The sequence below is a fragment of the Streptomyces sp. NPDC020192 genome, assembly GCF_044388685.1.
GTDB lineage: Bacteria > Actinomycetota > Actinomycetes > Streptomycetales > Streptomycetaceae > Streptomyces.
Window position 1 is genome coordinate 69339 of record NZ_JBIRXG010000008.1, and the last position, 25696, is coordinate 95034.

At 72.2% G+C, this 25696-nt stretch carries 24 protein-coding genes and 1 pseudogene; 21 read left to right on the plus strand and 4 right to left on the minus strand.

Annotated elements, in window-relative coordinates:
- The 3 genes from ACH47Z_RS17340 to mnmA all read left to right on the plus strand — a co-directional run bounded on the left by ACH47Z_RS17340 (position 1) and on the right by mnmA (position 3005).
- Complete coding sequence (locus tag ACH47Z_RS17340) at positions 1 to 279, plus strand: DUF4190 domain-containing protein (protein WP_399074372.1); 279 nt, start codon at positions 1 to 3, stop codon at positions 277 to 279.
- 85 nt (positions 280 to 364) lie between these two features.
- Complete coding sequence (locus tag ACH47Z_RS17345) at positions 365 to 1534, plus strand: cysteine desulfurase family protein (RefSeq protein WP_399074374.1); 1170 nt, start codon at positions 365 to 367, stop codon at positions 1532 to 1534.
- Between the two features lie 346 nt (positions 1535 to 1880).
- Entirely contained in the window at positions 1881 to 3005 is a 1125-nt protein-coding gene (gene mnmA, locus ACH47Z_RS17350) for a tRNA 2-thiouridine(34) synthase MnmA (protein WP_399074376.1), read from the plus strand.
- Positions 3006 to 3038: 33 nt separating this feature from the next.
- Here the strand turns inward: mnmA and ACH47Z_RS17355 are convergent, their stop codons facing one another.
- Positions 3039 to 3821, minus strand: coding sequence for an alpha/beta fold hydrolase (locus ACH47Z_RS17355; protein WP_399074378.1), 783 nt, complete (start codon positions 3819 to 3821; stop codon positions 3039 to 3041).
- A gap of 37 nt (positions 3822 to 3858) precedes the next feature.
- Entirely contained in the window at positions 3859 to 4182 is a 324-nt protein-coding gene (locus ACH47Z_RS17360; RefSeq protein ID WP_399074381.1) for a DUF427 domain-containing protein, read from the minus strand.
- 51 nt (positions 4183 to 4233) lie between these two features.
- Here ACH47Z_RS17360 and ACH47Z_RS17365 point away from each other — a divergent pair, with 51 nt between their 5' ends.
- The 5 genes from ACH47Z_RS17365 to ACH47Z_RS17385 all read left to right on the plus strand — a co-directional run bounded on the left by ACH47Z_RS17365 (position 4234) and on the right by ACH47Z_RS17385 (position 11304).
- Entirely contained in the window at positions 4234 to 4773 is a 540-nt protein-coding gene (locus ACH47Z_RS17365; protein ID WP_399074383.1) for a TIGR00730 family Rossman fold protein, read from the plus strand.
- A gap of 7 nt (positions 4774 to 4780) precedes the next feature.
- Positions 4781 to 5479, plus strand: a complete 699-nt coding sequence (locus ACH47Z_RS17370; protein ID WP_399074385.1) for an SDR family oxidoreductase — start codon at positions 4781 to 4783, stop codon at positions 5477 to 5479.
- A 49-nt stretch (positions 5480 to 5528) separates the two neighbouring features.
- Positions 5529 to 6536 (plus strand): methionine synthase, encoded by a 1008-nt coding sequence (locus ACH47Z_RS17375; protein ID WP_399074387.1) that lies wholly within the window; start codon positions 5529 to 5531, stop codon positions 6534 to 6536.
- A gap of 15 nt (positions 6537 to 6551) precedes the next feature.
- Positions 6552 to 8750: an NAD-dependent DNA ligase LigA gene (gene ligA, locus ACH47Z_RS17380; protein ID WP_399074389.1), complete on the plus strand. Its 2199-nt coding sequence runs from the start codon at positions 6552 to 6554 to the stop codon at positions 8748 to 8750.
- A gap of 259 nt (positions 8751 to 9009) precedes the next feature.
- Positions 9010 to 11304 carry a putative bifunctional diguanylate cyclase/phosphodiesterase gene (locus tag ACH47Z_RS17385; protein WP_399074391.1) on the plus strand — a complete coding sequence of 765 codons (2295 nt, stop codon included), beginning with the start codon at positions 9010 to 9012 and terminating at the stop codon, positions 11302 to 11304.
- 417 nt (positions 11305 to 11721) lie between these two features.
- Here the strand turns inward: ACH47Z_RS17385 and ACH47Z_RS17390 are convergent.
- Positions 11722 to 11992, minus strand: a pseudogene (locus ACH47Z_RS17390) (TetR family transcriptional regulator); the annotation flags it as partial.
- Between the two features lie 93 nt (positions 11993 to 12085).
- Here ACH47Z_RS17390 and ACH47Z_RS17395 point away from each other — a divergent pair.
- From ACH47Z_RS17395 to ACH47Z_RS17455, 13 genes are all read left to right on the plus strand, one after another.
- Complete coding sequence (locus ACH47Z_RS17395) at positions 12086 to 12457, plus strand: DUF4267 domain-containing protein (protein WP_399074393.1); 372 nt, start codon at positions 12086 to 12088, stop codon at positions 12455 to 12457.
- A 36-nt stretch (positions 12458 to 12493) separates the two neighbouring features.
- Positions 12494 to 12988: a cupin domain-containing protein gene (locus ACH47Z_RS17400; RefSeq protein ID WP_399074395.1), complete on the plus strand. Its 495-nt coding sequence runs from the start codon at positions 12494 to 12496 to the stop codon at positions 12986 to 12988.
- A 94-nt stretch (positions 12989 to 13082) separates the two neighbouring features.
- The gene (gatC, locus tag ACH47Z_RS17405) at positions 13083 to 13379 is read left to right on the plus strand and encodes an Asp-tRNA(Asn)/Glu-tRNA(Gln) amidotransferase subunit GatC (protein WP_006130840.1); all 297 of its coding nucleotides are present in this window, start codon (positions 13083 to 13085) and stop codon (positions 13377 to 13379) included.
- Between the two features lie 5 nt (positions 13380 to 13384).
- The gene (gene gatA, locus ACH47Z_RS17410) at positions 13385 to 14884 is read left to right on the plus strand and encodes an Asp-tRNA(Asn)/Glu-tRNA(Gln) amidotransferase subunit GatA (RefSeq protein WP_399074397.1); all 1500 of its coding nucleotides are present in this window, start codon (positions 13385 to 13387) and stop codon (positions 14882 to 14884) included.
- Complete coding sequence (locus ACH47Z_RS17415; RefSeq protein WP_399074399.1) at positions 14881 to 15120, plus strand: hypothetical protein; 240 nt, start codon at positions 14881 to 14883, stop codon at positions 15118 to 15120. The genes gatA and ACH47Z_RS17415 overlap by 4 nt, the downstream gene beginning before the upstream one ends.
- 16 nt (positions 15121 to 15136) lie before the next feature.
- Positions 15137 to 16651, plus strand: a complete 1515-nt coding sequence (gene gatB / locus ACH47Z_RS17420) for an Asp-tRNA(Asn)/Glu-tRNA(Gln) amidotransferase subunit GatB (protein ID WP_399074401.1) — start codon at positions 15137 to 15139, stop codon at positions 16649 to 16651.
- Between the two features lie 83 nt (positions 16652 to 16734).
- Positions 16735 to 17082 (plus strand): hypothetical protein, encoded by a 348-nt coding sequence (locus ACH47Z_RS17425; protein WP_399074403.1) that lies wholly within the window; start codon positions 16735 to 16737, stop codon positions 17080 to 17082.
- A gap of 205 nt (positions 17083 to 17287) precedes the next feature.
- The gene (locus tag ACH47Z_RS17430) at positions 17288 to 19519 is read left to right on the plus strand and encodes an MMPL family transporter (protein WP_399074405.1); all 2232 of its coding nucleotides are present in this window, start codon (positions 17288 to 17290) and stop codon (positions 19517 to 19519) included.
- Complete coding sequence (locus ACH47Z_RS17435) at positions 19497 to 20072, plus strand: GNAT family N-acetyltransferase (RefSeq protein ID WP_399074407.1); 576 nt, start codon at positions 19497 to 19499, stop codon at positions 20070 to 20072. The genes ACH47Z_RS17430 and ACH47Z_RS17435 overlap by 23 nt, the downstream gene beginning before the upstream one ends.
- Positions 20073 to 20107: 35 nt before the next feature.
- Positions 20108 to 20689, plus strand: a complete 582-nt coding sequence (locus tag ACH47Z_RS17440) for a hypothetical protein (protein ID WP_399074409.1) — start codon at positions 20108 to 20110, stop codon at positions 20687 to 20689.
- Between the two features lie 215 nt (positions 20690 to 20904).
- The gene (locus ACH47Z_RS17445) at positions 20905 to 21096 is read left to right on the plus strand and encodes a hypothetical protein (protein ID WP_399074411.1); all 192 of its coding nucleotides are present in this window, start codon (positions 20905 to 20907) and stop codon (positions 21094 to 21096) included.
- A 137-nt stretch (positions 21097 to 21233) separates the two neighbouring features.
- Positions 21234 to 24275 carry an AAA family ATPase gene (locus tag ACH47Z_RS17450; RefSeq protein ID WP_399074413.1) on the plus strand — a complete coding sequence of 1014 codons (3042 nt, stop codon included), beginning with the start codon at positions 21234 to 21236 and terminating at the stop codon, positions 24273 to 24275.
- A 36-nt stretch (positions 24276 to 24311) separates the two neighbouring features.
- A complete protein-coding gene (locus ACH47Z_RS17455) occupies positions 24312 to 24509 on the plus strand; it encodes a DUF6191 domain-containing protein (protein WP_399074415.1) in 198 nt (65 codons plus the stop codon).
- A gap of 37 nt (positions 24510 to 24546) precedes the next feature.
- On the opposite strand, the gene ACH47Z_RS17460 is transcribed toward ACH47Z_RS17455, so the two are convergent.
- Positions 24547 to 25689 (minus strand): PQQ-dependent sugar dehydrogenase, encoded by a 1143-nt coding sequence (locus tag ACH47Z_RS17460; protein ID WP_399074839.1) that lies wholly within the window; start codon positions 25687 to 25689, stop codon positions 24547 to 24549.
- Between the last annotated feature and the right edge of the window lie 7 nt (positions 25690 to 25696).

A 25696-nucleotide genomic window follows, 5' to 3' on the forward strand; every position in this document is an offset into this window, starting at 1 on the left:
ATGCAACTCACCGCACCGGTCACGAGCGGTACCGACACCCGCAGGAGCGCGCGGGACGCCGACGGCATGGCCGTGGGGTCCTTCATCCTCGGCCTGCTCGGCCTGCTCGTCCTCAACATCTTCCTCGGCCCGATCGCCATCGCCCTGGCCGTGGTCTCCCTCTGGCGAGGCACCACCCGCCGCGGCCGCGCCTGGCTGGGCCTGGCACTCGGCGTCGCCGACCTGGCGGTCCTGGTGCTGTCGATGCAGCTGAGCCACACGGTGTCCTGGAGCCTGTGACCGGGACGCCGAGCCCGGTCGCGATCCCGGCATGGCGCATACGGGGCCGAGGCCGGCCGTGAAGGGCCCGTAGAATCAGGGCACCATGGCTTACCTCGACCACGCCGCGACAACCCCCATGCTCCCGGAGGCGGCAGAGGCACTGACCGCCCAGCTGAGCATCACGGGCAACGCCTCCTCCCTGCACGCAGCCGGCCGCCGGGCCCGCCGCACCGTCGAGGAGTCCCGCGAAACCCTCGCGGAAGCGCTGGGCGCCCGCCCCAGCGAGGTCGTCTTCACCTCGGGCGGCACCGAGGCCGACAACCTCGCCGTCAAGGGCCTGTACTGGTCCCGCCGCGCCGCCGACCCGGCCCGCACCCGGGTGCTGTCCAGCCCCGTCGAGCACCACGCCGTCCTCGACGCCGTGCACTGGCTCGGTGAGCACGAGGGCGCCACGGTCGAGTACCTCCCCGTCGACTCCTACGGCCGCGTCCACCCCGACGCTCTGCGCGAGGCCATCGCCCGCGACCCCGGCGACGTCGCCCTGGTCACCGTGATGTGGGCCAACAACGAGATCGGCACGATCCTGCCGGTCCGCGAACTCGCCGACGTCACCGCAGAGTTCGGCATCCCGCTGCACGCCGACGCGGTCCAGGCCTTCGGCCAGGTCCCGGTCGACTTCGCCGCCTCCGGCCTCGCCGCGATGACCGTCTCCGGCCACAAGATCGGCGGCCCGTACGGCATCGGCGCGCTGCTCCTCGGCCGCGAGTACACCCCCGTCCCCGTCCTGCACGGCGGCGGCCAGGAGCGCCATGTCCGCTCCGGCACCCTCGACGTCCCCGTCATCGCCTCCTTCGCCGTCGCCGGCCGGCTCGCCGCCGAGCGGCGCGAGGGATTCGCCCGCGAGATCGGCACGCTGCGCGACCAGCTGATCGACGCCGTCCGCAGTGCCGTACCGGACGCGATCCTCGGCGGCGACCCGGCCTCCGAGGGGCGGCTTCCGGCCAACGCCCACTTCACCTTCCCCGGCTGCGAGGGCGACTCCCTGCTGCTCCTGCTGGACGCCCAGGGCATCGAGTGCTCCACCGGATCCGCCTGCACCGCGGGCGTCGCCCAGCCCAGCCACGTGCTGCTCGCCACCGGCACCGATCCGGAGCTGGCCCGCGGCACCCTGCGCTTCTCGCTGGGCCACACCTCCACCGAGGCGGACGTGGAGGCGGTCGCGAAGGCGATCGGCCCGGCGGTGGAACGGGCGCGCGCGGCGGGCCTGAGCTGAGCTTCCGTACGCGGGCATGAAAGCGACCTACGAGGCGGGTTCCCTTCGCCGGTATTGTCCGGATCAGGTAGCTGGGGGTCGCCTTCCGGTCCCGTACCGGCAACCTTCGGGCCTCTCAGTCCGAGCGTCGATGTCGGCACCAGCGGAGATCTTGTACCTCTCGTGAAGGGAGATCCTGTATCTCTCGCTGAAGTCGGCTACTCCGCTTGAACTCCCTCACTCGTCTCGTAGGCCTATTACCAGAGTAAATCGGCACGTATCGGACGCAAGGGTCTGGGCCTTGATTTTTTCGTCCGCTTCATTTTTTTCTGGGGGGCCTCCCGCCGCCCCGTACCCTGGAGGGGCTATGACTGAGACCCCGCAGCGCCCCCTCCGCGTCCTCGCCGCCATGTCCGGCGGAGTCGACTCCGCCGTCGCCGCCGCGCGCGCCGCGGAAGCCGGCCACGACGTCACCGGCGTCCACCTCGCGCTCTCCGCGAACCCGCAGTCCTTCCGCACCGGCGCGCGGGGCTGTTGCACGATCGAGGACTCGCGCGACGCCCGCCGCGCGGCCGACGTCATCGGCATCCCCTTCTACGTCTGGGACCTCGCCGACCGCTTCCGCGAGGACGTGGTCGAGGACTTCATCGCCGAGTACGAGGCCGGCCGCACCCCCAACCCCTGCCTGCGCTGCAACGAGAAGATCAAGTTCGCCGCGCTGCTCGACAAGGCGCTCGCCCTGGGCTTCGACGCGGTGTGCACGGGCCACTACGCCAAGGTGATCGTGACCGAGGACGGCTCCCGTGAGCTGCACCGCGCCTCCGACATGGCCAAGGACCAGTCGTACGTCCTCGGCGTGCTCGACGACCGGCAGCTCGCCCACGCGATGTTCCCGCTCGGCGACACCGTGACGACGAAGGACGAGATCCGCGCGGAGGCCGAGCGGCGCGGGCTGGCGGTCGCCAAGAAGCCCGACTCGCACGACATCTGCTTCATCGCCGACGGTGACACCCAGGGCTTCCTCGCCCGGCGGCTCGGCAAGGCCGAGGGCGACATCGTCGACGAGTCCGGCACCAGGCTGGGCACGCACGAGGGCGCGTACGGCTACACCATCGGCCAGCGCAAGGGCCTCAGGATCGGCACCCCGGCCCCCGACGGCAAGCCGCGCTACGTCCTCGACATCTCCCCGGTGACCAACACGGTCACCGTCGGCCCGGCCGCCGCCCTGGACGTCACCGCCCTGACCGCGATCAAGCCCCGCTGGTGCGGCACCGCCCCCACCGGCCCCGGCACCTACACCGCCCAGCTGCGCGCCCACGGCGGCGAGACCGAGGTCACCGCGGAACCGGTCGACGGCGAGCTGCGCGTGACCTTCACCGAGCCGGTCCGCGGCGTCGCCCCCGGCCAGGCGATCGTCCTCTACGACGGCACGCGCGTGGTGGGCTCGGCGACGATCGCGACGACCACGCGCGCGACAGCGGCCACGGTGTAGCTCTCCAGGGGTACCTCTCCAAGGGGTACGGCCCTAGTCCGTGCAGTAGTCCGCCAGCACCGGCCCCAGCACGTCCGGCTCCACCATGTGGGTCTGCCTCGGCAGTACGCGGTACGTGCCCTGGGGCACCGCTTCGGCGACGGCCTGGCTCGCCCGGTGCATCCACTCCGGGCTCGCCCCGCCCGCGACCGACAGCACGGGTACGGAGATCGCGGCGAGCCGCTCGCGCGGAAGCAGCCCGTCGCCCATGACCGCGTCGTCGTACGCCAGGCTGGGCGCCACGGCCTCCATGCCGGCCCACATCGGCGACTGGCGGGCGCCGTGGATCATCTCCTCGCCGAGCCCGGTCAGCCGCAGGAACAGCTCCACCGCGTCCCCGCGGCGGCCGTCCGCGAGCGCCTTCGTCAGGGCCTCCTTGTACGCGGCCTCGCGCTCGGCGCCACCCCGCAGGAAGTCGGCGTACGGCACCTCGTACACGGCCACCCGGCGCACCGGCAGCCCGCTCGCCGCCGCCTCGAGCACCAGCGCGCCGCCCGAGGACACCCCGAACAGCGAGGCGTCGCCGCCCACCGCGTCGAGCAGTGCGGCCAGGTCCTCGACCTCGCGCGCGACCGCGTACGGCGCCGTGTCCCCGCTCGCGCCGCGGCCCCGGCGGTCGTAGACGACGGCAGTGCAGCGGTCCGCGAGCCGGGCGGCCAGGGGTGCCACGGTGCCGCCGGTGGACATCGCGCCGCACACCAGGATCACCGCGGGTCCCTGGCCGGTCACTTCGTACGCGAGGGCGGTGCCGTCGCGGGAAGTCGTCTTCTTGTCCATGTCCGTGCAGACTGCCGTACCGGCACGGACTCGTCGCTCACGACACGTCGACGTCGTAGAAGCAGTAGTGATCCTTGATCTCTGCGACTCCCGGCTTGGGGTCCGGATAGGCCCAGACCAGGTCCGGCGCGTCCGGCAGCGACCAGTACGACGCCGTGCCCTTGAAGGGGCAGACCGTGTGCGTGGCGGACGGGGTCAGCAGGTCGAGGCGTACGTCCTCGGCGGGGACGTAGTACCGCGCCGGGCTGCCGGTCTCGCGCAGCACCAGGGGACGGTCGGACTCCGCGAGCACCAGATCGCCGTGCACCACGCGCACGTGCCGCTCGCTCTTCTCGATGGTGATGGTGTGTCCTTCGGTCATACCTGGACAGCGCCGGCGGGCGCCCACTTCTTCCCGCGTACGGTGGGGGCCATGAACATCTGCGTCTTCCTGTCCGCCGCCGACCTCGACGAGCGTTACACGCGCCCCGCGCGCGAGTTCGCGGAACTGCTCGGCAAGGCCGGCCACACCCTGGTGTGGGGCGGCTCCAACGTCGGTCTGATGAAGGTCGTCGCCGACGGGGTGCACGAGGCGGGCGGCAGGCTGCTGGGCGTGTCCGTGGAGTTCCTGGCGAACAAGGCGCGGCCCGGCGCCGACGAGATGGTCATCGCGCCCGACCTCGCCGAGCGCAAGAGGCTGCTGCTGGAGAAGGCCGACGCCGTGGTGATCATGGTGGGCGGCACCGGCACGCTGGACGAGGCGACGGAGATCCTGGAGCTGAAGAAGCACGGCCGCACCGACAAGCCGGTCGTCCTGCTGAACACCGCGGGCTTCTACGACGGCCTCAAGCAGCAGTTCCGCCGCATGGAGGACGAGGGCTTCCTGCCGCGCCCGCTGTCCGAGCTGGTGTTCTTCGCCGAGGAGCCGGTCGGCGCGCTGGCCTACCTGGAGGAGACCGTGCCCGCCCGCTGATGCGAGCATGGCGGGCATGGCTACTCATGTGATCACCGGCGCCGGTTCCGGCATCGGCGCCGCCGTCGCCCGCCGGCTGCACGCGCGCGGGGACGAAGTCGTCCTCCACGCGCGCGACGCGGGCCGCGCGAAGGAGCTGGCGGCCGAGTTCCCCGGCGCCCGCACCCTGGTGGGCGACCTGGCCGACCCGGACCGCCTGTCCTGGGCCTTCTCCCACCAGACGCTCCCGGACCGGGTGGACTCGCTGCTGCACATCGCGGGCGTGGTCGACCTGGGGGAGGTCATCGACCTGACCCCGAGGTCCTGGCACCACCAGCTCAACGTCAACCTGATCGCCCCGGCGGAACTGACCCGTCACTTCCTGCCCCAGCTCCGCGTGGCCCGGGGTCATGTGATCTTCGTCAACTCCGGCGCCGGCCTCAACGCCAACGCCGGCTGGTCCGCCTACGCCGCCTCGAAGCACGGCCTGAAGGCCCTGGCCGACTCCCTGCGCCAGGAGGAGCACACCAACGGCGTCCGCGTCACCTCCGTCTACCCCGGCCGCACCGCCAGCCCCATGCAGGCCAAGGTCCACCGGCAGGAGGGCAAGGACTACGACCCCATGGAGTGGATCGACCCCGAGTCGGTCGCCACGACGATCCTCATGGCCCTGGACCTGCCGCGGGACGCGGAGGTCAACGACCTGACGGTACGGCCGGGCCGGTGAGCTTTCGGCCGACGGTTCCGGGCGGCGCGGGACGACTTACCCTTCCGGGGTGAGTGAGAACAGCGAGTTCACGTTCCCCCCGGCCACCGGGGTCGGATCCATGCCCGGCGGGGACGCGCGGGAAGCGGCCAGGACAGTCACCGGCAGCTTCGAGGACTTCCCGTTCCTGCCCGAGTTGCCCGCGCGCGGACCCGGCGCCGACATGATCGGCCGTACCGCGGGGATGCTGGTCGAGCTGTACGCGCGCGTGGAGCCCAGTGGCTGGCGGATCGGGGACCGGCCGGGCCGGGACACCAAGCGGGCGCGGTCCTGGCTGGGGGAGGACCTGGACGCCCTGGAGGAGTTCACCCAGGGGTACGAGGGCGACCTCAAGGTCCAGGCCGTCGGGCCCTGGACGCTCGCCGCCGCGCTCGAGCTGAGGAACGGCGAGGCCGCCCTCTCCGACCCCGGCGCCTGCCGTGACCTCGTCGGCTCGCTCGCCGAGGGCCTGCGCCTCCACCTCGCCGAGGTACGGCGCCGTGTGCCCGGCGCCCGCCTCGTCCTCCAGCTCGACGAGCCCTCGCTCGCCGCCGTCCTGCGCGGCCAGGTCCGTACCGCCAGCGGCTACCGCACCCACCGCGCCGTCGACCGCCAGATCGTGGAGTCCACCCTCCGGGACCTCGTCGCCGTCCACGGCGACGGCCCGGTGGTCGTCCACTCCTGCGCCCCCGACGTGCCCTTCGCCCTGCTGCGCCGGGCCGGTGCGGCCGCCGTCTCCTTCGACTTCTCGCTGCTCACCGAGCGTGACGACGACGCCATCGGTGAGGCCGTCGAGGCCGGGACACGGCTGTTCACCGGTGTCGTGCCGGGCACGGACGGCCCATTGTCAGACCCTGCCGGTAGCGTCATGGGTGTCAGGACGCTGTGGCGCAGGCTGGGGCTGCGACCAGGGCTGCTCGCGCAGGCCGTCACGGTGACCCCGGCGTGCGGTCTGGCGGGCGCTTCCCCCGCCTATGCGCGCCAGGCGCTCGCCCACTGCGTCCGGGCGGCGAGATCCCTCGCGGACAACCCAGAGTAACGGGAGGACAACACGGTGGCCGGCGACAAGCAGCAGGCGGAGACGGCGGTGCCCGCCGAGGCACGGGACAAGCACGCGCAGCTGGCGGAGCAGGTCGAGGAGCACCGCTTCCGGTACTACGTGAAGGACGCTCCCGTCATCAGCGACGCGGAGTTCGACAAGCTCCTGAAGTCCCTGGAGGCCCTGGAGGGGGAGTATCCGGAGCTGCGCACCCCGGACTCGCCGACCCAGAAGGTCGCGGGGTCGTACGCGACGGAGTTCACGGCGGTCGAGCACCGCCAGCGCATGCTCTCCCTCGACAACACCTTCAACGACGACGAGCTGGCCGCCTGGGCCGACCGCATCGCGCGTGAACTCGGCGACCAGAAGTACCACTTCCTGTGCGAGCTGAAGGTCGACGGCCTCGCGGTCAACCTCACGTACGAGAACGGCCGCCTCACGCGCGCGGCCACCCGTGGCGACGGCCGCACCGGCGAGGACATCACGCCCAACGTCCGTACGATCGCCGAGATCCCGGACCGCCTGGGGGGCGACGAGGTGCCCGGCCTGGTGGAGATCCGCGGCGAGGTCTACTTCCCGATGGAGAAGTTCCTCGAGCTGAACGAACGCCTGGTCGCGGCCGGTGACAAGCCGTTCGCCAACCCCCGCAACGCCGCCGCCGGTTCGCTGCGCCAGAAGGACCCGCGGGTCACCGCCACCCGCCCGCTGCACATGGTCGTCCACGGCATCGGCGCCCTGGAGGGCTTCACGGGCATGACCCGCCTCTCCCAGGCGTACGACCTGCTGAAGACCTGGGGCCTGCCCACCTCGCCGCACAACCGGGTGGTCGAGGACCTCGAGGGCGTACGGCAGTTCATCGCCCACTACGACGGCGAGAACCGCCACTCCGTGGAGCACGAGATCGACGGCGCCGTCGTCAAGCTGGACGAGATCCGCCTCCAGGGCCGCCTCGGCTCCACCGCGCGGGCGCCCCGCTGGGCCATCGCGTACAAGTACGCGCCGGAAGAGGTCAACACCAAGCTCATCGACATCAAGGTGGGCGTCGGCCGCACCGGCCGGGTCACGCCGTACGCCCAGGTGGAGCCGGTCACGGTCGCGGGCAGCGAGGTCGAGTTCGCCACCCTGCACAACCAGGAGGTCGTCAAGGCCAAGGGCGTCCTCATCGGGGACACGGTCGTCATCCGCAAGGCCGGTGACGTCATCCCGGAGATCCTCGGGCCGGTGGTCGACCTGCGGGACGGCAGTGAGCGGGAGTTCGTGATGCCGGGCGAGTGCCCCGAGTGCGGCACACCGCTGCGGCCCATGAAGGAGGGCGACATCGACCTCCGCTGCCCCAACGGCCGTACCTGCCCGGCCCAGTTGCGCGAGCGCGTCTCCTACCTCGCGGGCCGCGAGTGCCTGGACATCGAGGGCTTCGGCGCGGTGGCCGCCGCCGCGCTCACCCGGCCGCTGGAGCCGGCCGACCCGCCGCTGGTGGACGAGGGCGACCTGTTCGACCTGACGGTGGAGAAGCTGCTGCCCATCAAGGCCTACGTCCTCGACCCGGACAGCGGTCTGCCCAAGCGGGACCCGAAGACGGGCGAGGAGAAGGTCGTCACGGTCTTCGCCAACCAGAAGGGCGAGCCGAAGAAGAACACCCTCGCCCTGCTGGAGAACGTCGAGGCGGCCAAGCAGCGCCCGCTGGCCCGGTTCCTCAACGGACTGTCCATCCGGCACGTCGGACCGGTGGCCGCGCAGGCCCTCGCCCGCGAGTTCCGCTCCATCGACCGCATCGAACAGGCCACCGAGGAGGAGCTGGCGACCACCGACGGCGTCGGCCCGATCATCGCCACGGCGCTCAAGGAGTGGTTCGCCGAGGAGTGGCACCGCGAGATCGTCCGCAAGTGGAAGGCCGCCGGAGTCCCGCTCGAGGACGCCGCGACCGGCGAGGACGAGGGCCCGCGCCCGCTGGAGGGGCTGACCGTCGTCGTCACCGGCACGCTGGAGAACTTCACCCGGGACGGCGCCAAGGAGGCGCTGCAGAGCCGGGGCGCGAAGGTGACCGGATCGGTATCGAAGAAGACATCGTTCGTCGTTGTGGGTGACAACCCCGGATCGAAGTACGACAAAGCCATGCAATTGAAGGTCCCGGTCCTGAACGAGGACGGTTTCTCCGTCCTCTTGGAGCAGGGCCCGGACGCCGCGGCCGAAGTCGCGCTTCCGACCGAGGAGTAGCGGTTGAAGGCCACCCGATCGGCGCATATCAGTTGCATACGGGTGGCCTGGGCGCATTCGGGCAACCGTCGACGACCGGTGCCCGTGGAAGCCTTCAGCGGCCTACTGTTGAGGTGTGCGCCTGCCGTGCCCAACTGCGGTCGGGGCATCTCCGCGTGCTCTCAAGGCGCGGGGAACGTTTCTTCAACGCGCAGCCGCTGATGGGTGTCGGACATCGGGCCGCGTGGCGTGGGCACCGCCGGGTGTGAGAGGGACGGGAATGGAACCGACCGAGAGTGTCGCCCCGGACTCACGGCTGCGGCTGCGCCGTCGCGCGAGCGCCTGGCGGGAAACCCTGTGGACGGGACGGGTGGACGGGCGTACGGGACGGGGTGACCGACGCGCGGCCGGCAGGGTCCGCCCGGCCGGACCGGGCGCCGTCGCCGAGACCCATCCGCCGATACCCCTGGCCGGACCGCTGGCCGCCGTCGGAACCGCCCGCGCCCTGACCGGCACCGGAGCCGGCACCGGCTCGGACACCGACCGGCATCCGCACCGGCCCGACCTGCCCGCGGCCGTCGTGGCCGCCGCCGCACTCGTCCTGGGTGCCGGCTTCTACCGCGCCTTCGCCGGCCACCACGCCCTCTTCCCGGGCGGCACCGTCGGCTGGTCGCTGGCCCTGCTCACCGGCGTCATCGTCGGTCACCTCGTCATGCTCGGCCGCGCCCGCTGGTGGGGCGGCACCGGCTCCGGCGCCGCCCTCACCCTCGCCGTCCTGCTGCTCTACGGCTGGGTGCCCGCCGGCATGGTCAGCCTCACCGTCGTCGTCCTCGTCGGCATCGCCCGCCGCCACCGCTGGCGGCAGGGCGTCCTGCACGGCGCGGTGGACATCCTCGGCATCGGCACCGGCGCCCTGCTGCTCGGCGCGTTCGGCCGTTTCCCGAGCGTCGAGACGCCCTGGCGGCCCGGCGGCTGGAGCGTCGCCACCGCACCCGAGGTCGTCCTCGTCGCCGTCGCCTACCTCGCCGTCAGCCGCGGCCTGCTGTGGTTCCTGCACGCCCCGCGCGACGGCAGGATGCCCGTCGTCGACCGCGCCGCCCTGGTCAGACAGGGCCTGGTCGCCGCCGCGCTGCTCGGTATCGCGCCCCTGCTGTGCGTCGTCGCCGACGCCCGGCCGATCCTGCTGCCGCTGTTCGCCATCCCGCTCATCGCCCTCGACTCCACCCTGTGGATGGCCCGCGCGCGTGCCGAGGAGCAGCTGCGCGACCCGCTGACCGGGCTGCCCAACCGGCAGTGGCTGCTGGAGCGGATCTGGACCGCCCTCGACGACGCCGAACGCATCGGCGCCCGCTCCGCGCTCATGCTGATCGACCTCGACCGGTTCCGGTCGGTGAACGACACCCTCGGCCATCTCGCCGGTGACCGGCTGCTGCTGCAGATAGCCGACCGGCTGCGGGTCGCCCTGCCCCGCGGGGCGGAGGCCGCGCGGCTCGGCGGGGACGAGTTCGCGGTCTTACTGCCCGTCGCCGACTCCACCACGTCGGCCACGCGCGTGGCCCGCGGCCTCGTCGCCGCCCTCAGCTCCCCGCTCGACCTCGACGGCCTCACCCTCGTCCTGGAGGCCAGCGCCGGCGTCGCCGTCTTCCCCGACCACGCCCTGGACGCCGAAGGGATGCTGCGCCGGGCCGATGTGGCGATGTACCAGGCGAAGCGGGACCGTACCGGCGTCGAGGTCTACGAATCCAAGCGGGACTCCAACACCCCGGACCGGCTCGGTCTGCTGGGGGATCTGCGCCGGGCGCTGGACGCGCACGAGGTGCAGCTGCACTACCAGCCCAAGGTCCGCTTCGACGGCCAGGTCGCCGGCCTGGAGGCGCTGGTGCGCTGGGTGCATCCCGAGCGCGGGAAGGTGCCGCCGGACGAGTTCATAGCGATCGCCGAGTCCTCGGGGCTGATGCCCCATCTGACCGAGTACGTGCTGGAGACCGCGCTCGGGCAGGTCGCCCGGTGGCGCGCGCAGGGCCTGCGGGTGCCGGTGGCCGTGAACGTCTCCCCCCGCGATGTGCACACGCCCGGTTTCGCCGGATCGGTCGCGGCCCGGCTGGCCCGGCACGGGGTCCCTGCGGGGGCCTTGCAGCTGGAGATAACCGAGCATGTGCTGCTGGAGGACCCGCAGCGGGCCGCGGACACCCTCGCGGGGCTGACCGGGCACGGCGTGAAGATGTCGCTCGACGACTTCGGTACCGGGTACTCGTCGCTCGTCCATCTACGGCGGCTGCCGGTGAGTGAGCTGAAGATCGACCGGTCGTTCGTGGCGCGGCTCGCCGTCGACACGGAGGACGCGGAGATCGTGCGCTGCACCGTGGATCTGGCGCACTCCCTGGGGTTGCTGGTCGTCGCCGAAGGGGTGGAGGACGACGAGACGTGGGAGCGGTTGCGGGACATGGGGTGTGATGCCGTGCAGGGGTGGCTGGTGGCCGCGGCGATGCCGCCCGAGGAGACCACGGCGTGGTTGCGGGCGCGGGGGTCGCGTGGCTGGCAGCGGCCGCGTGCGGCGCTGCCTGCCGCCGAGTAGTCGTCCCGCCCGCCCGCCCGTTCGACTTGCCCGAGTGGTGGCCCTTTCCCGTGGGGGCTTGTCGACGTCGGCGGCCGCAGGTCGCTCGCGCCCACGCGACGAAGCCGCATATCGCTACAACCCCGCGCCCCTTACGGAACGCTCAACTCACCTCGGCCTCGCCGCCCGCCGCCCGCCCCGGCTCCGCCGCTCACTCTCGGCGTCGCTGCCCGTCCCCGGTCCCGCCGTTCGCCCTCGGCACCGTTGCCTGTCCTCGCCCTCGGGTCCGCCGTCCGCTGCTCGCCGTGGGCACCGCGGTCTGTCCTCGTCCCCGGCTGTGCCCCTCACTCTCGGCGTCGCCGCCGCTGCCTGCCCTCGTCCTCGGCGTCGCCGCACGCCCCCGCCGCGCTCCGTCAGTCCCCCGTGAAGCGGGCGATCAGCAGCTCCAGCCTTCGGTCGTGTCTCCCGCGTGCCCGGTGCCGTCGCGCGGGCCTGTCGTAGCTCTGTCGCCAGGTCGACACAGCCCTGGACCGCGACGGCCGCCATGATCGCGTCCTTGCCCTTGAAGTGGCTGTAGAGGACCGGCTGGCTGTACTCGATCTCGGCGGCCAGCCGGCGGGTGGTCACCGCGTCCCGGCCCCCGCGCGGCCGTCACGATCAGCCGCTCGCGTTCCGCTCGTTCGCGCTCCCGGCGCGTCTGGATCGCCATGCCCGGAATTCTAGCAGCGCTAGTCATTCTGTCGATGATCTGCTAGCTTCATTCTCAGTCCTAGCGCTGCTAGAATCCGTCCAAGGGGGAGACATGACCGTCACCGCGTACACACTCGCCGTCCTGCTCGACCTGTTCTGCGTGTTCCTCGGCTATCGCTTCCTGTTCCGGCCCGGCCCGTCCGCGGCCGGTTACGGCGTCCCGGCCGACCCGCGCGGCGACGCCCGCGCCTACCTGTCGATCAAGGGGGTCAGGGACGGCGCCTTCGGCCTCCTCGGGCTGGTGCTGCTGGCCTTCGCCGGAGCGCGCGCCGAGGCGTGGTTCATGGTCTGCGTGGCACTCGTCCCCTTGGCCGACACGCTGATCGTCCTGCGCAACGGCGGGACGAAGGCCGTCGCCTTCGGGATCCACTTCGCCACCGCGATCGTCGTCCTGATCGGCGCCGGACTGCTTTTCACGGTCTGAGGACACCACGAAGAGGCGTCACAAAGGGGAAAAGCCATGTCACTGTTCGTGCCGAAGTTCGACGAGTCCGTGATCGTCCGTGACGCCGAGGCCGAGGTGGTCGGAGACACCCCCGTCGGCGTCCAGCTGCTGGCCGACCGCAGTACGGCCGGAGGGGCGCTGTCCACCGTGCGCGTCACCCTGGCGGAGGGCGCCGACGGTGCGCGGCCCCACCTCCACCACACCGCGGCCGAGATGTTCTACCTGATCGACGGGACCGCCGAGATCCTCTCCGGCGACGACATCGTCACCGCCGAGCGTGGCGATCTCGTCATCGTCCCGCCGGACAAGCCGCACGCCTTCGCCGCCGTCCCGGACGCCACGGCGGACATCCTCATCGTCATCACCCCGGGCATCGAGCGCTTCGAGTACTTCCGCCACCTCCAGCGCATCCGCGTCGGCGAGGCCACCCCGGAGAGCATCCTCGAGGTGCAGGACCGGTACGACAACCACTTCCTGAAGAGCGAGGTCTGGGAGGGCCGCCGGGGCTGACGGGCGCAGACCCGGGAAACCGTTTCACGGGCACCGGCCCCCGCCCCATAGGATTGGCCCCAAACCACACACACTCACCCCAGAGGATCGCTGCATGCCTGGCATCACGCGCGAGGAGGTCGCCCACCTCGCCCGGCTGGCGCGTCTGGAGCTGAAGCCCGAAGAACTCGACCACTTCGCGGGACAGCTGGACGACATCATCGGCGCGGTCGCCCGCGTCAGCGAGGTCGCCGACCAAGACGTACCGCCGACCTCGCACCCGCTCCCGCTGACGAACGTCATGCGCGCGGACGAGGTCCGTCCCTCGCTCACCCCCGAGCAGGCGCTCTCCGGCGCCCCGGCCCAGGAGCAGCAGCGTTTCAAGGTGCCGCAGATCCTGGGGGAGGAGTGACCGCCATGACGGACAGCAACATCATCAAGCTCACGGCCGCGCAGACCGCCGAGAAGATCGCCTCCGGCGAGCTCACGGCCGTCGAGGTCACCGAGGCCCACCTCGCCCGGATCGAGGCCGTCGACGAGAAGGTGCACGCCTTCCTGCACGTCGACCGCGAGGGCGCTCTCGCCCAGGCCCGCGCCGTGGACGAGAAGCGGGCCCGTGGCGAGAAGCTCGGGCCGCTCGCCGGCGTCCCGCTCGCGCTCAAGGACATCTTCACCACCGAGGGCGTGCCCACGACCGTCGGTTCGAAGATCCTGGAAGGGTGGATTCCGCCGTACGACGCCACCCTCACCAAGCGGCTGAAGGCCGCTGACGTCGTCATTCTCGGCAAGACCAACATGGACGAGTTCGCCATGGGGTCCTCCACCGAGAACAGCGCCTACGGCCCGACCGGCAACCCCTGGGACCTCACCAAGATCCCCGGCGGCTCCGGCGGCGGGTCGAGTGCCGCCCTCGCCTCCTTCCAGGCCCCGCTCGCCATCGGCACCGACACCGGCGGCTCCATCCGTCAGCCGGCCGCCGTCACCGGCACGGTCGGCGTGAAGCCGACGTACGGGGCCGTGTCCCGCTTCGGCATGGTCGCGTTCTCGAGCTCCCTCGACCAGGGCGGGCCCTGCGCCCGTACGGTCCTGGACGCGGCGCTGCTGCACGAGGTCATCGCCGGGCACGACCCGCTCGACTCCACCTCCATCGACGCCCCGGTCCCGCCGGTCGTCGAGGCCGCCCGCAACGGCAGCGTGCAGGGCATGCGCGTCGGCGTGGTCAAGCAGTTCCGCGGCGAGGGCTACCAGGCCGGTGTCATCCAGCGCTTCGACGAGTCGGTCGAGCTGCTGAAGGAGCTGGGCGCCGAGATCGTCGAGCTGGACTGCCCGTCCTTCGACCTCGCGCTGTCGGCGTACTACCTGATCGCGCCGTCCGAGTGCTCCTCCAACCTCGCCCGCTTCGACGGCCTGCGCTACGGCCTTCGTACGGGCGACGACGGCGGCCACTCGGCCGAGGAGGTCACCTCGCTCACCCGCGAGGCGGGATTCGGCCCCGAGGTCAAGCGCCGCATCATGCTCGGCACGTACGCCCTGTCGAGCGGGTACTACGACGCGTACTACGGCTCCGCCCAGAAGGTCCGCACGCTCATCACGCGGGACTTCGAGAAGGCCTTCGAGCAGGTCGACGTCATCGTCTCGCCGACGACCCCGACCACCGCCTTCGCGATCGGCGAGCGCGCCGACGACCCGATGGCGATGTACCTCGCGGACCTGTGCACCATCCCGACCAACCTGGCGGGCAACGCGGCCATGTCCCTGCCCTGCGGCCTCGCCCCGGAGGACAACCTCCCGGTGGGCCTGCAGATCATCGCCCCGGCGATGCAGGACGACCGCCTGTACAAGGTGGGCGCCGCCGTCGAGGCCGCCTTCGTGGAAAAGTGGGGACACCCGCTGCTGGAGGAGGCTCCGTCGCTGTGAGCGCACTGACCAAGGCCAAGGGCTTCAAGAAGTCCAAGTCCGGTACGTACCTGTCCATGGCCACCACCGCGTTCGGCGCGTTCGGTGTCGCCAAGCAGATCAAGAAGGCCCGCTCCGAGGGCGACACACTGCGGCTGATCGACGCCACCGTGTCCGCCGTCGCGATCGTCACCGGCCTCGCGATCCTCTGCCGTGAGCTGAAGCGGCTGGGCGACGACGACGTCCTGCTGGGCTGAGAGGGAAGTTTTCACCGTGACCACCACGACCGACCTGGTGTCGTACGAGGACGCGCTGGCGTCGTACGACCCCGTCATGGGCCTCGAGGTCCATGTCGAACTCGGCACCAAGACCAAGATGTTCTGCGGCTGTTCGACGGCGCTCGGCGCCGACCCGAACACCCAGACCTGCCCCGTCTGCCTCGGCCTGCCGGGCGCGCTCCCGGTCGTCAACGCGACCGGCGTCGAGTCCGCGATCAAGATCGGTCTCGCGCTGAACTGCGAGATCGCCGAGTGGTGCCGCTTCGCCCGGAAGAACTACTTCTATCCGGACATGCCGAAGAACTTCCAGACCTCCCAGTACGACGAGCCGATCGCCTTCAACGGCTACCTCGACGTGCAGCTGGAGGACGGCGAGACCTTCCGCGTGGAGATCGAGCGCGCCCACATGGAGGAGGACACCGGCAAGTCCACCCACGTGGGCGGCGCGACCGGTCGTATCCACGGCGCGCAGCACTCGCTGCTGGACTACAACCGCGCGGGCATCCCGCTCATCGAGATCGTCACCAAGCCGATCGTCGGTGCCGGCGACCGTGCCCCCGAGGTGGCGAAGGCGTACGTCCGTGAGCTGCGCGAGGTCATCCGTGCCCTCGGTGTCTCCGAGGCCCGCATGGAGATGGGCCAGATGCGCTGCGACGTGAACCTGTCGCTGATGCCCAAGGGCGGCGAGAAGTTCGGCACGCGCTCCGAGACCAAGAACGTCAACTCGCTGCGTTCCGTGGAGCGCGCGGCCCGCTTCGAGATCATGCGGCACGCGGCCGTCCTCGGCGGCGGCGGCACGATCGTGCAGGAGACCCGCCACTTCCACGAGGACACGGGGTCCACGACCTCGGGCCGCGTGAAGGAGGAGGCCGAGGACTACCGGTACTTCCCGGAGCCCGACCTCGTCCCGGTGGCCCCCTCCCGTGAGTGGGTCGAGGAGATCCGCGGCGCGCTGCCGGAGATGCCGCTGGCCCGCCGCACCCGGCTGCTCGCCGAGTGGGGCATCTCGGCCACCGACATGCAGGCGATCCTCAACGCCGGCGCGCTGGACCCGATCGTCGCCACGATCGACGCCGGTGCCGACGCGGCCTCCGCCCGCAAGTGGTGGATGGGCGAACTGGCACGCAGCGCCAACGAGTCCGGCAAGGCGCTGGACGAGCTGGCCATCACGCCGCAGCAGGTGGCCCGGGTCGCCGAGCTGGTCGCGAAGGGTGACCTGAACGACAAGCTGGCCCGGCAGGTCATCGAGGGCGTCCTCGTGGGCGAGGGCACCCCGGACGAGGTCGTCGAGAAGCGCGGCCTGAAGGTCGTCTCGGACGACTCCGCGCTGGGTACGGCCGTCGACGAGGCCATCGCCGGCAACCCCGGCATCGCGGACAAGATCCGCAGCGGCAAGGTGGCCGCGGCCGGCGCCCTGGTCGGCGCGGTCATGAAGGCCACCCGCGGCCAGGCCGACGCGGCCCGCGTCAAGGAGCTGATCCTGCAGAAGCTGGGCGTCAGCGAGGGCTGAGCCCACCCTGTGTACGGCCCCGGAGGCATGTCCTCCGGGGCCGTTCTCATGCTCCCCGGCCGCAGGTACTACGCTCGCCCGCCATGAGGGCACGCACCGATTCCGACCCCCGACCCGCGATAGCCGACTTCGAGGACACTGCGGAAGACACCGACGAAGAAGCGGAAGAAGCGGAGGACTACGTCGAGGACGCCCGCCGGGCCCGCTGGCTGGCCGCCGGTACCGGTGTGCTGCTGACCCTCGCCGGCCTCGCCGCCTCCCTGCTCAAGCTCACCGCTTCCGCCCCCGCCCGCGTCCCCGCCGCCTACGCCCTCGGCGGCGCCGTGTGCGCCCTCGCCGCCGTACTCGGGGCCAGGGGCCGTACCCGCAGGGCCCTGTGGCTGCTGATCGCCGGGACGATGGTCATGGCGCTGGGGGACCAGTCCGGCTGAAGTGCCCAGGGGACGCGACAGAGTTCGCCCGACTGTCCTGTGACGTCCCTCGCACTCCTGTGAAGAAGCCCACGAACACGGCAAACGATCACTTTCGCCTGCAAGAGTGTCCTGCGATTGCTCATCCGTTCTTTGCGGGCTGTTCAGTTTATGGACGATCGTTCCCGGCCAAAGATCCACAAATCGTCATCCTGGGAGCACGTCCGTGGCAGACCTCGCCCGTTGGTGTGTCCGGCACCGGCTGATCACCGTGCTGCTGTGGCTCCTCGCCTTCGGCGGGGTGAGCGCGGCCGCCGCCGTCGCCGGTACGTCGTACTCGAACGACTACGAGGTCCCGGGCACCGAGTCCGGCCGGGCGGCCCAGCTGCTCACCGAGGGTTTCCCGGGCCTTGGCGGGGACAGTGACACCGTCGTCTGGCACACCACCGGCGGCGGCGTCCGGGCCACCGACGTCGAGCAGACCATGACCCGCACCCTGGACCGGATCGCCTCGCTGCCCGGCGTGGCCTCGGTGTCCGGCCCGTACGGCGGCCAGGGCACGCACCGGATCAGCGCCGACGGCCGTACGGCGTACGCCACCGTCACCTTCACACGGCCGTCCGAGGAGATCGGAAAGTCCGAGGCGCAGGCCGTGGTGCGCACCGCCAAGGCCGCCGAGAGCCAGGGCCTCCAGGTGGAGCTGGGCGGCAGTGCGATCGGGCTCACCGCGTCCCCGCGCGAGCACACCGCCGAGCTGGTCGGCGTGCTCGTCGCGGCCGTCGTCCTGTTCCTCGCCTTCGGCTCGCTCGCCGCCTCGGTTCTGCCGATCGCCACCGCGCTGGTCGGCGTCGGCACCGCGTACGCCGGCATCGGGCTGCTCGGGCACGCCATGACCGTCGCCGACTTCGCGCCGATGCTGGGCATGCTGATCGGGCTCGGTGTCGGCATCGACTACGCGCTGTTCATAGTGACCCGGCACCGGCGCGGTCTGAAACGCGGCCTGAGCGTCACCGAGGCCGCCACGAACGCCGTCGCCACCACCGGACGCGCCGTCGTGTTCGCGGGTGCGACGGTGTGCATCGCCCTGCTGGGGATGCTGATACTGCGGCTGAGCTTCCTCAACGGGGTCGCCGTCGCCGCCTCGCTGACGGTCGTGCTCACCGTCGCCGCCTCGGTCACCCTGCTGCCCGCCCTGCTGTCGTACATCGGCCCGCGCGCCCTCAGCCGCCGCGAGCGGCGCCGGCTCGCCGCGCACGGGCCGCGCCCGGAGCTGCCCACGGGCCTCGCCGCCCGCTGGTCGGCGCTGGTCGAGCGTCACCCCAAGCTGCTCGGCGCGCTCGCCGTCGCCGTCATCGCGGTGCTCGCCCTGCCCACCCTCTCGCTGCATCTGGGCACCTCCGACCAGGGCAACGACCCGCGCACCTCCACCACCCGCAAGGCCTACGACCTGCTCGCCGAGGGCTTCGGCCCGGGCGTGAACGGGCCGCTCACCCTGGTGACCCGGGTGGACGGAGCCGGCGACAAGCTCGTCCTGGACAACCTCGACACCACCCTGCGCGCCACCCGGGGCGTCGCCTCCGTCACCCCGGTCGTCTACGACACCGGCGGCGACACCGCCTACCTCACGGTCGTCCCCGACTCGGCGCCCCAGTCACAGGACACCAGCGACCTCGTGGACCGGCTGCGCACCCATGTGCTGCCCCGCGCGGAGACCGGCACCTCCCTGGACGTCCAGGTCGGCGGAGTGACCGCCGGGTACGACGACTTCGCGGATGTGATCGTCGGCAAACTGCCGCTGTTCGTCGGCACGGTCGTCGGGCTCGGCTGCCTTCTGCTGCTGGTCGCCTTCCGTTCCCTCGGCATCCCGGCCAAGGCCGCCGCGATGAACATCGCCGCCGTCGCCGCCGCGTTCGGCATCGTCGTCGCCGTCTTCCAGTGGGGCTGGGGCAGCGAGCTGCTCGGCCTGGGCCGGGCGGGACCCATCGAGCCCTTCCTGCCGGTGATCATGGTCTCGGTGCTCTTCGGCCTCTCCATGGACTACCAGGTCTTCCTGGTCAGCCGGATGTACGAGGAGTGGCTGGAGACCGGCGACAACCGGCGCGCCGTCCGCGTGGGTCTCGCCGAGACCAGCCGGGTCATCAACTCCGCCGCGGTCATCATGATCTCGGTCTTCCTCGCCTTCGTGCTCAGCGGCGACCGGGTCATCGCCATGTTCGGCATCGCGCTGGCCTCCGCCGTCGCCCTCGACGCCTTCGTGCTGCGCACGCTGCTCGTGCCCGCCCTGATGCATCTGCTCGGCGCCGCGAACTGGTGGCTGCCCGCCTGGCTGGAGCGCCGCCTGCCCCGCGTCAGCATCGAGCCGCCCGAGTGCCGCACCGCCCATGAGAGGCTCGGGAACGTCTCGATGGCAGAGCTGGGGGAGGAACAGGAGCACGATGTACGCGATATCCCTGGGTGACGAAGGCGCCGAACTGCGGCCCCTGGAGGTCTGGCACGTCGAGGAGTTCCTCGCCCACCTGGACCGCGGCAGGGAGTTCATCGGGCAGTTCATCCCGTTCGGCGCACAGGCCACGGACGTGGACTCCGCACGGGCCACGCTCCAGCGGTACGCCGATCTGCGCGCCGCCGACAGCGCCTCGTACCACGGCATCTGGCTGGACGGGAAGCTCGTGGGCGGGGTGCTGACGCTGAACTTCGACGCCGAGCGCGGCAACTGCGAGGTCGGCTGCTGGCTGGAACCCGCCGCGACCGGGCGCGGACTGATCACCCGCGCGATGCGGATCCTCATCGACTGGGCCGTCGAGGACCGGGGCATCCACCGCGTGGAGTGGCACGCGGCCTCCGGCAACCAGCCGAGCATCAACGTCGCCCGGCGGCTCGGCATGACCCGCGACGGCGTGCTCCGCCAGAACCACCCGCACCAGGGCGTCCGGCACGACACCGAGGTCTGGTCGGTCCTCGCCCCCGAGTGGCGCGCGGCACGCGCGCGTACCGGGCAGAACGATCATTAAGAGACCTCTCAGACAGCGTCCGTACGGTGCCGGGCATGGCTACGAAGACACAGAAGGGCGCCGAGGCCGGCACCGAGGCGCAGGGCGACGAGACGGCGGTGGAGGCCGCACAGGTTCTTGAGGAGGACGCCGGGCAGGCGGATGCCACCGAGGAGGAGGCTGAGGTGGCCGTCGAGGAGGAGGCTGCTGAGGACGAGGCCGGTGAGCCGGAGGCCAAGGCCCCGTCCGGGGTCGGACAGGGCGCCGGTGCGGTCGTGTCCGCCGCGCTGGGCCTGGTCTCGCTCAGCGGCGGCTGGATCGGCACCGTCGCCGGCGCCCGCCAGCAACTCGTCGGCCAGCTGCGGACCTCGTCCACGGCGAGCGTCGCCCGACAGATCAAGGCGGTCTACGGCGACGCCTGGCACAGCACCGCCCTGTGGGCCGGCCTGTTCGCGCTGGCCGCGCTGCTCACCGGCGTGGTCGTGCTCGCCCGGCCCGCGTTCGGCGCTCCGGGCCGGCCGCAGGCGCCCTGGATCAGGTCGGTGGCCTGGGCGGGTGTCTCGCTCGGTGTCATCGGCCTGGTCCTGGCCGTCCTGAAGTACTCCGACGCACTGCTCGGCCTGCCCTCGACGAGCTGAGAAACCGCAGGTCCCAGGGGCCTTAGGGAATCCATGAGCACCTTAGGGACTCCCTGAGGCCCCTTACACGCGCGTGCGGCCCGCGGCCGGCGCGAAGATGCGGAACTCTCCCGATGTGGCACACCCCCCTCAAAGACGAAGGTGGAGTCATCGCAGAACGCGACGCACCACACCGACTCTCTTCGGACCCTCTCCGAAGGAAACGAGGAAACGCCGTGATCGGGATCGATTACCAGAAGACGCACACCGCCCAGCTGCTGCGCGAGGCCGAGCAGGAGCGGCTGGCCCGCTCCGCCGTCCGGGCCCGCCGCGCCGCCCGTCGCGCGGAGCAGGCCGGCCACGACGGCGCGGGTGCCCCGTCCCATACCGACCGGCCCCGCCGGCACCGGCTCCCGCGCACCGCGTGAACACCGGGCCGGCGGACCCGGGCGGGACGGAAGGAGGCCGTACGGGGGTCGGCCGTCTTCCGTCCCGTACAGGGGTTGGTACGACCATCACACCGGGCCTGTGGAAAACCGGTGACGCACCGCCCGGACCTCATGCGATGCTCGGGCCCGTGGAGACCAGGTCCGTCAGTCCCGTGTTCGTCGGCCGCACCGACGAGCTGGACACGCTGAACGACGCGCTCGGCCGCGCCCGCGCCGGCGAGCCGCAGGCGCTGCTGCTCGGCGGGGAGGCCGGGGTCGGCAAGACCCGCCTCGTCGAGGAGTTCGCCGCGGCCGCCGGCCGGCACGCGGTCGTCGCCGTCGGCGGCTGCGTCGAGATCGGCGCGGACGGACTGCCGTTCGCCCCCTTCTCCACCGCGCTGCGCACCCTGCGCGACGCCCTGCCCGAGGAGTTCGCCGCCGCCGCGAGCGGTCAGGAGGAGGAGCTGGCCCGGCTCCTGCCCGACCTGGGCGAGGCCGGCGCCGGCCGGCACGACGAGCAGGGCATGGCCATCCTGTTCGAGCTGACCGTCCGGCTGCTGGAGCGGGTCGCCGCCGAGCGGCCGGTCGTGTTCGTCCTGGAGGACCTGCACTGGGCCGACGCCTCGACCCGCCACCTCCTCGCCTACCTCTTCCGCACCCTGCGCGCCGGCCGGCTCCTGGTCCTCGCCAGCTACCGCTCCGACGACATCCACCGCCGCCATCCGCTGCGCCCCCTGCTCGCCGAGCTCGACCGGCTGCGCACGGTCCGCCGGATCGAGCTCGCCCGCTTCACGCGCGAGGAGGTCGCCCGCCAGATCGCCGGCATCCTCGCTGCCGAACCCGACCCCGCGCGCGTGGACGACATCTTCGAACGCTCCGACGGCAACGCCTTCTTCGTCGAGGAACTGGCGGTCGCCGGCTGCGACGAACGCTGCACCTGCCTCACCGACTCCCTGCGCGACCTGCTCCTGGTGCGGGTCGAGACGCTGCCCGAGAGCGCCCAGCGGGTCGCCCGCATCGTCGCCGAGGGCGGCTCCACCGTGGAGTACCGGCTGATCGCCGCCGTGGCCGGGCTCGCCGAGGACGACCTCATCGAGGCGCTGCGGGCCGCCGTCGGCGCCCACATCCTCACCGTCACCCCGGCAGGCGACGGCTACCGCTTCCGGCACTCCCTGGTCCGCGAGGCCGTCTCCGACGACCTGCTGCCCGGCGAGCGCTCCCGGCTCAACCGCCGCTACGCCGAAGCCGTGGAGGCCGACCCCGCGCTGGTCCCGGCCGACGCGCGCGTGATGCGCCTGGCCAGTTACTGGTACCACGCGCACGACGCGGCCAAGGCCCTGCCCGCCGTCCTGGACGCCTCCGTCGTGGCCCGCCGCCGGCACGCCTACACCGAGCAACTGGGGCTGCTGGAGCGGGCGATGGAGCTGTGGGACAGCGCACCCGAGGAGGTCCGCTCCGCCCTGCGCCCGGTCGACTACACCGAGGCCTTCCCCCCGTGCGGCTGCGACCCGGCCACCACCCCGCTGCGCTATCTCGACCTGTTGGCCGAGGCCGCCGTCGCGGGCCGCTTCGGCGGCGAGCGGGAGCGCGCGCTGAAGATCACCAAGCGGGCGCTGCGCCTCCTGGAGGACGAGCCGGACCCCCAGCGCGCAGCCTGGTTCTGGGTGCAGCGCTCCCTGCTGGTCCAGGCTCAGGCCCGCGGCGACGGCCGGCAGGAACTGGCCACCGCCCAGGACCTGGTGCGCGGTCTGCCCCCGTCCGAGGTGCACGCCGAGGTACTGGCCCTGGCCGCCAACTGGTCCATGCTCCACCGGCCCGGACCCGAGGCGTTCGCCGCCGCCGAGCGGGCCGTGGAGTACGCGCGGATGGTCGGCGCCCGCGACATCGAACTGCACGCCCGTCTGACGCTGGGCGGCCTCATGGTGGACGCCGGCGACTTCGGCACCGGGCTCACGGAGATGCGGCAGGTCCTGCAGGACACCCTCGCGGAGGGCGTGCACCATGTCGCGGGCCGCGCCTATGTGAACCTGCCCTCCGAGCTGCAGAGCGTCGGCCGGGACCGCGAGGCGGCGCCCCTGCTGCGCGAGGGCATCGCCTTCGCCCGCAGGTACGGGCAGCTGGACTCCGAGGCATGGATGTGGGGCAATCTGTCCGACGCGCTGTACTCACTCGGTCAGTGGCAGGAGGCCGCCGAGGCCGCGGCGCACGCCACCCGGGTCGGTCACGGCGCCAAGCCCCGCGGCGCGGGCGCCCTGAAGCTGGCCCACCTCGCCCTGGCCCGCGGCGACCTCGCCGAGGCCGGCCGGCACCTCGCGGCCGCCCGCACGCACTACGGCAGCCACGACCCCATGCCCCAGCAGTCGCTGCCGCTGGCCCGCATCACCCTGGGCGTCGCCGCCGAGGAGGGCCGTGTCGCCGACGCCCGTGCCGTACTGCTCCAGGCCCTGGACGCCGGATTCCCGCCCGGCACCCACCGCTACGGCTGGCCGCTGCTGCTGGCGGCCGCCGGCGCCGAGGCCGACGCCCGCACCCAGCCCGCCGCCGGGCCCGGCCGCGCGGAGATCCTGGACCGCCTCTTCGAGACGGTCCGGAAACTCACCACGGGGGCGCCCCTGTGGCAGGCCTACGACCACTGGACCCGCGCCGAGTTGCTTCGCGCGGAGGGCCGGGACACCGTCGACACCTGGTCCCCGGTGGTCACCGCCTTCGAGTGCCTGGACCGCCCCTACGACCTCGCCCGCGTCCGCCACCGCATGGCCGGGGCCCTGCTGGCCGACGGCGGCGACGACGAACGCGACCGCGCGCTGGAACTGCTCCGGCTGTCCGGGGCGGTCGCCGCCCACCTGGGCGCCCGCCCCCTGGCCGACGCGGTCACCCGCCTCGCCCAGCGCGCCCGCCTCACCCTCACCCGCGCCCCCCGCCAGGCCCTGGCCCCCGCCGACCCGGCCGCGGCCCTCGGCCTCACCAGCCGCGAACGCGACGTCCTGCGCCTGGTCGCGGCCGGCCGCACCAACCGCCAGATAGCCGAGGAGCTGTTCATCTCCCCGAAGACGGCGAGCGTCCACGTCTCCAACATCCTCGGCAAGCTCGGCGTCTCGGGCAGAGGGGAGGCGGCGGCCGTGGCCCACCGGCTGGAACTGTTCCCGGCCGAGACGCTCACCGCGCCTTCGGCGGGCTGACCCGTACGCTGGAGGAAACCGGCGAGGGGAGGGGCCGTGTTCAACGCCTTCGAGGAACTGTTCGCGCCCGGCCGCAGACACACCCACGACGAGCAGAACCGCCTGGAGCTGACCCGCGAGGACGTCGGGGACGCCGACCCGGGCCGGGGGCCCATAGACCTGGCCTCGGGAAAGGTCGTCGTACGCCTGCCGGAGCCGGCGCCCGCCGAAGTGGAGACCACGGACGACGACTGACGGACGACGACTGACGGACGACGACGAACGGTGCCCCTCAGCTCACCTCGACCTCCAGCACCCGGTCGTCCCCCGGCTTCGGCCTGCCGCGGCCGTCCGTGTTGCTCGTCAGCAGCCAGAGCCTGTCACCGTCGGCCGCGACCACCGTGCGCAGCCGGCCGTACTCGCCGGTGAGGAAGGCCTGCGGAGCGGCGGCTGCCTCCGTTCCCTTCAGCGGGATGCGCCACAGGCGCTCTCCCCGCAGGCCCGCCATCCAGATCACGCCGTTCACGTAGGCGATGCCACTGGGGGAGGCCTCGTCGGTGTGCCACTGGGCGACCGGGTTCTGGAAGGCGGGGTCGGACGACCTGCCCTCGGCGGCGGGCCAGCCGTAGTCGCCGCCGGGCTTGATCGCGTTCAGCTCGTCCCAGGTGTCCTGCCCGAACTCCGAGGCGAACAGGCGCTGTCGGTCGTCCCAGGCCAGCCCCTGCACGTTCCGGTGGCCGTACGAGTACACCGGGGAGCCGGGGAAGGGGTCGCCCGGCGCCGGTTCGCCCTCCGGGGTCAGGCGCAGGATCTTGCCGCCCAGGGACTTCCTGTCCTGCGCCAGGCCCCGCTCGCCGCTCTCGCCGGTGCCCGCGTACAGCATGCGGTCCGGGCCGAACGCGATCCGGCCGCCGTTGTGGACGGTGCCCTTGGGGATGCCCTTGAACACCGTGTCCGGAGCGCCCAGTTGCTCGCCGGCCGGTTTCCTGTCGTCGTACAGCACGCGCACGATGCGGTTGTCGGATTCGGAGGTGAAGTAGGCGTAGATCATGTGGTCCGAGGCGAACGCGGGGGACAGCGCGATGCCCAGCAGGCCGCCCTCGCCGGCCGGGGAGACCCCGGAGACCGTGCCCAACTCGGTCTTCCTGCCGGTCCTCTCGTCGATCCGGGTGATCGTCCCGTCGTCACGCGAGGAGACGAGCAGGCCCCCGCCGGGCAGCGGAGCGAGTCCCCAGGGTGTCCTCAGCCCCTCGGCCACGGTACGCAGCACCTTCACCGAACCCTTGGCCGGTGGGACCGGATCGGCGGCCGACGAGGAGGCGGAGGTCCCCGGCGCCGTACCGCCCGGCGCCGAGTCGCCGTCCCCCGGAGACCCCGCGCTCCCCGCGGAGCACCCGGCCGTCAGCAGCAGGGCGGCAGCCAGCGCGGCCGTCACAGCGCGA

Bases quoted from the DNA above. Each gene is read 5' to 3' on its own strand.
- ACH47Z_RS17395 (WP_399074393.1), top strand. From the start codon at position 12,086: ATGACCGTCACCGCGTACACACTCGCCGTCCTGCTCGACCTGTTCTGC.
- ACH47Z_RS17365 (WP_399074383.1), top strand. From the start codon at position 4,234: ATGAACATCTGCGTCTTCCTGTCCGCCGCCGACCTCGACGAGCGTTAC.
- ACH47Z_RS17425 (WP_399074403.1), top strand. From the start codon at position 16,735: ATGAGGGCACGCACCGATTCCGACCCCCGACCCGCGATAGCCGACTTC.
- ACH47Z_RS17450 (WP_399074413.1), top strand. From the start codon at position 21,234: ATGCTCGGGCCCGTGGAGACCAGGTCCGTCAGTCCCGTGTTCGTCGGC.
- mnmA (WP_399074376.1), top strand. From the start codon at position 1,881: ATGACTGAGACCCCGCAGCGCCCCCTCCGCGTCCTCGCCGCCATGTCC.
- ACH47Z_RS17340 (WP_399074372.1), top strand. From the start codon at position 1: ATGCAACTCACCGCACCGGTCACGAGCGGTACCGACACCCGCAGGAGC.
- ACH47Z_RS17435 (WP_399074407.1), top strand. From the start codon at position 19,497: ATGTACGCGATATCCCTGGGTGACGAAGGCGCCGAACTGCGGCCCCTG.
- ACH47Z_RS17360 (WP_399074381.1), bottom strand. From the start codon at position 4,182: ATGACCGAAGGACACACCATCACCATCGAGAAGAGCGAGCGGCACGTG.
- ACH47Z_RS17370 (WP_399074385.1), top strand. From the start codon at position 4,781: ATGGCGGGCATGGCTACTCATGTGATCACCGGCGCCGGTTCCGGCATC.
- gatA (WP_399074397.1), top strand. From the start codon at position 13,385: ATGACGGACAGCAACATCATCAAGCTCACGGCCGCGCAGACCGCCGAG.
- ACH47Z_RS17400 (WP_399074395.1), top strand. From the start codon at position 12,494: ATGTCACTGTTCGTGCCGAAGTTCGACGAGTCCGTGATCGTCCGTGAC.
- ACH47Z_RS17440 (WP_399074409.1), top strand. From the start codon at position 20,108: ATGGCTACGAAGACACAGAAGGGCGCCGAGGCCGGCACCGAGGCGCAG.
- ACH47Z_RS17355 (WP_399074378.1), bottom strand. From the start codon at position 3,821: ATGGACAAGAAGACGACTTCCCGCGACGGCACCGCCCTCGCGTACGAA.
- ACH47Z_RS17385 (WP_399074391.1), top strand. From the start codon at position 9,010: ATGGAACCGACCGAGAGTGTCGCCCCGGACTCACGGCTGCGGCTGCGC.
- gatC (WP_006130840.1), top strand. From the start codon at position 13,083: ATGCCTGGCATCACGCGCGAGGAGGTCGCCCACCTCGCCCGGCTGGCG.
- ACH47Z_RS17345 (WP_399074374.1), top strand. From the start codon at position 365: ATGGCTTACCTCGACCACGCCGCGACAACCCCCATGCTCCCGGAGGCG.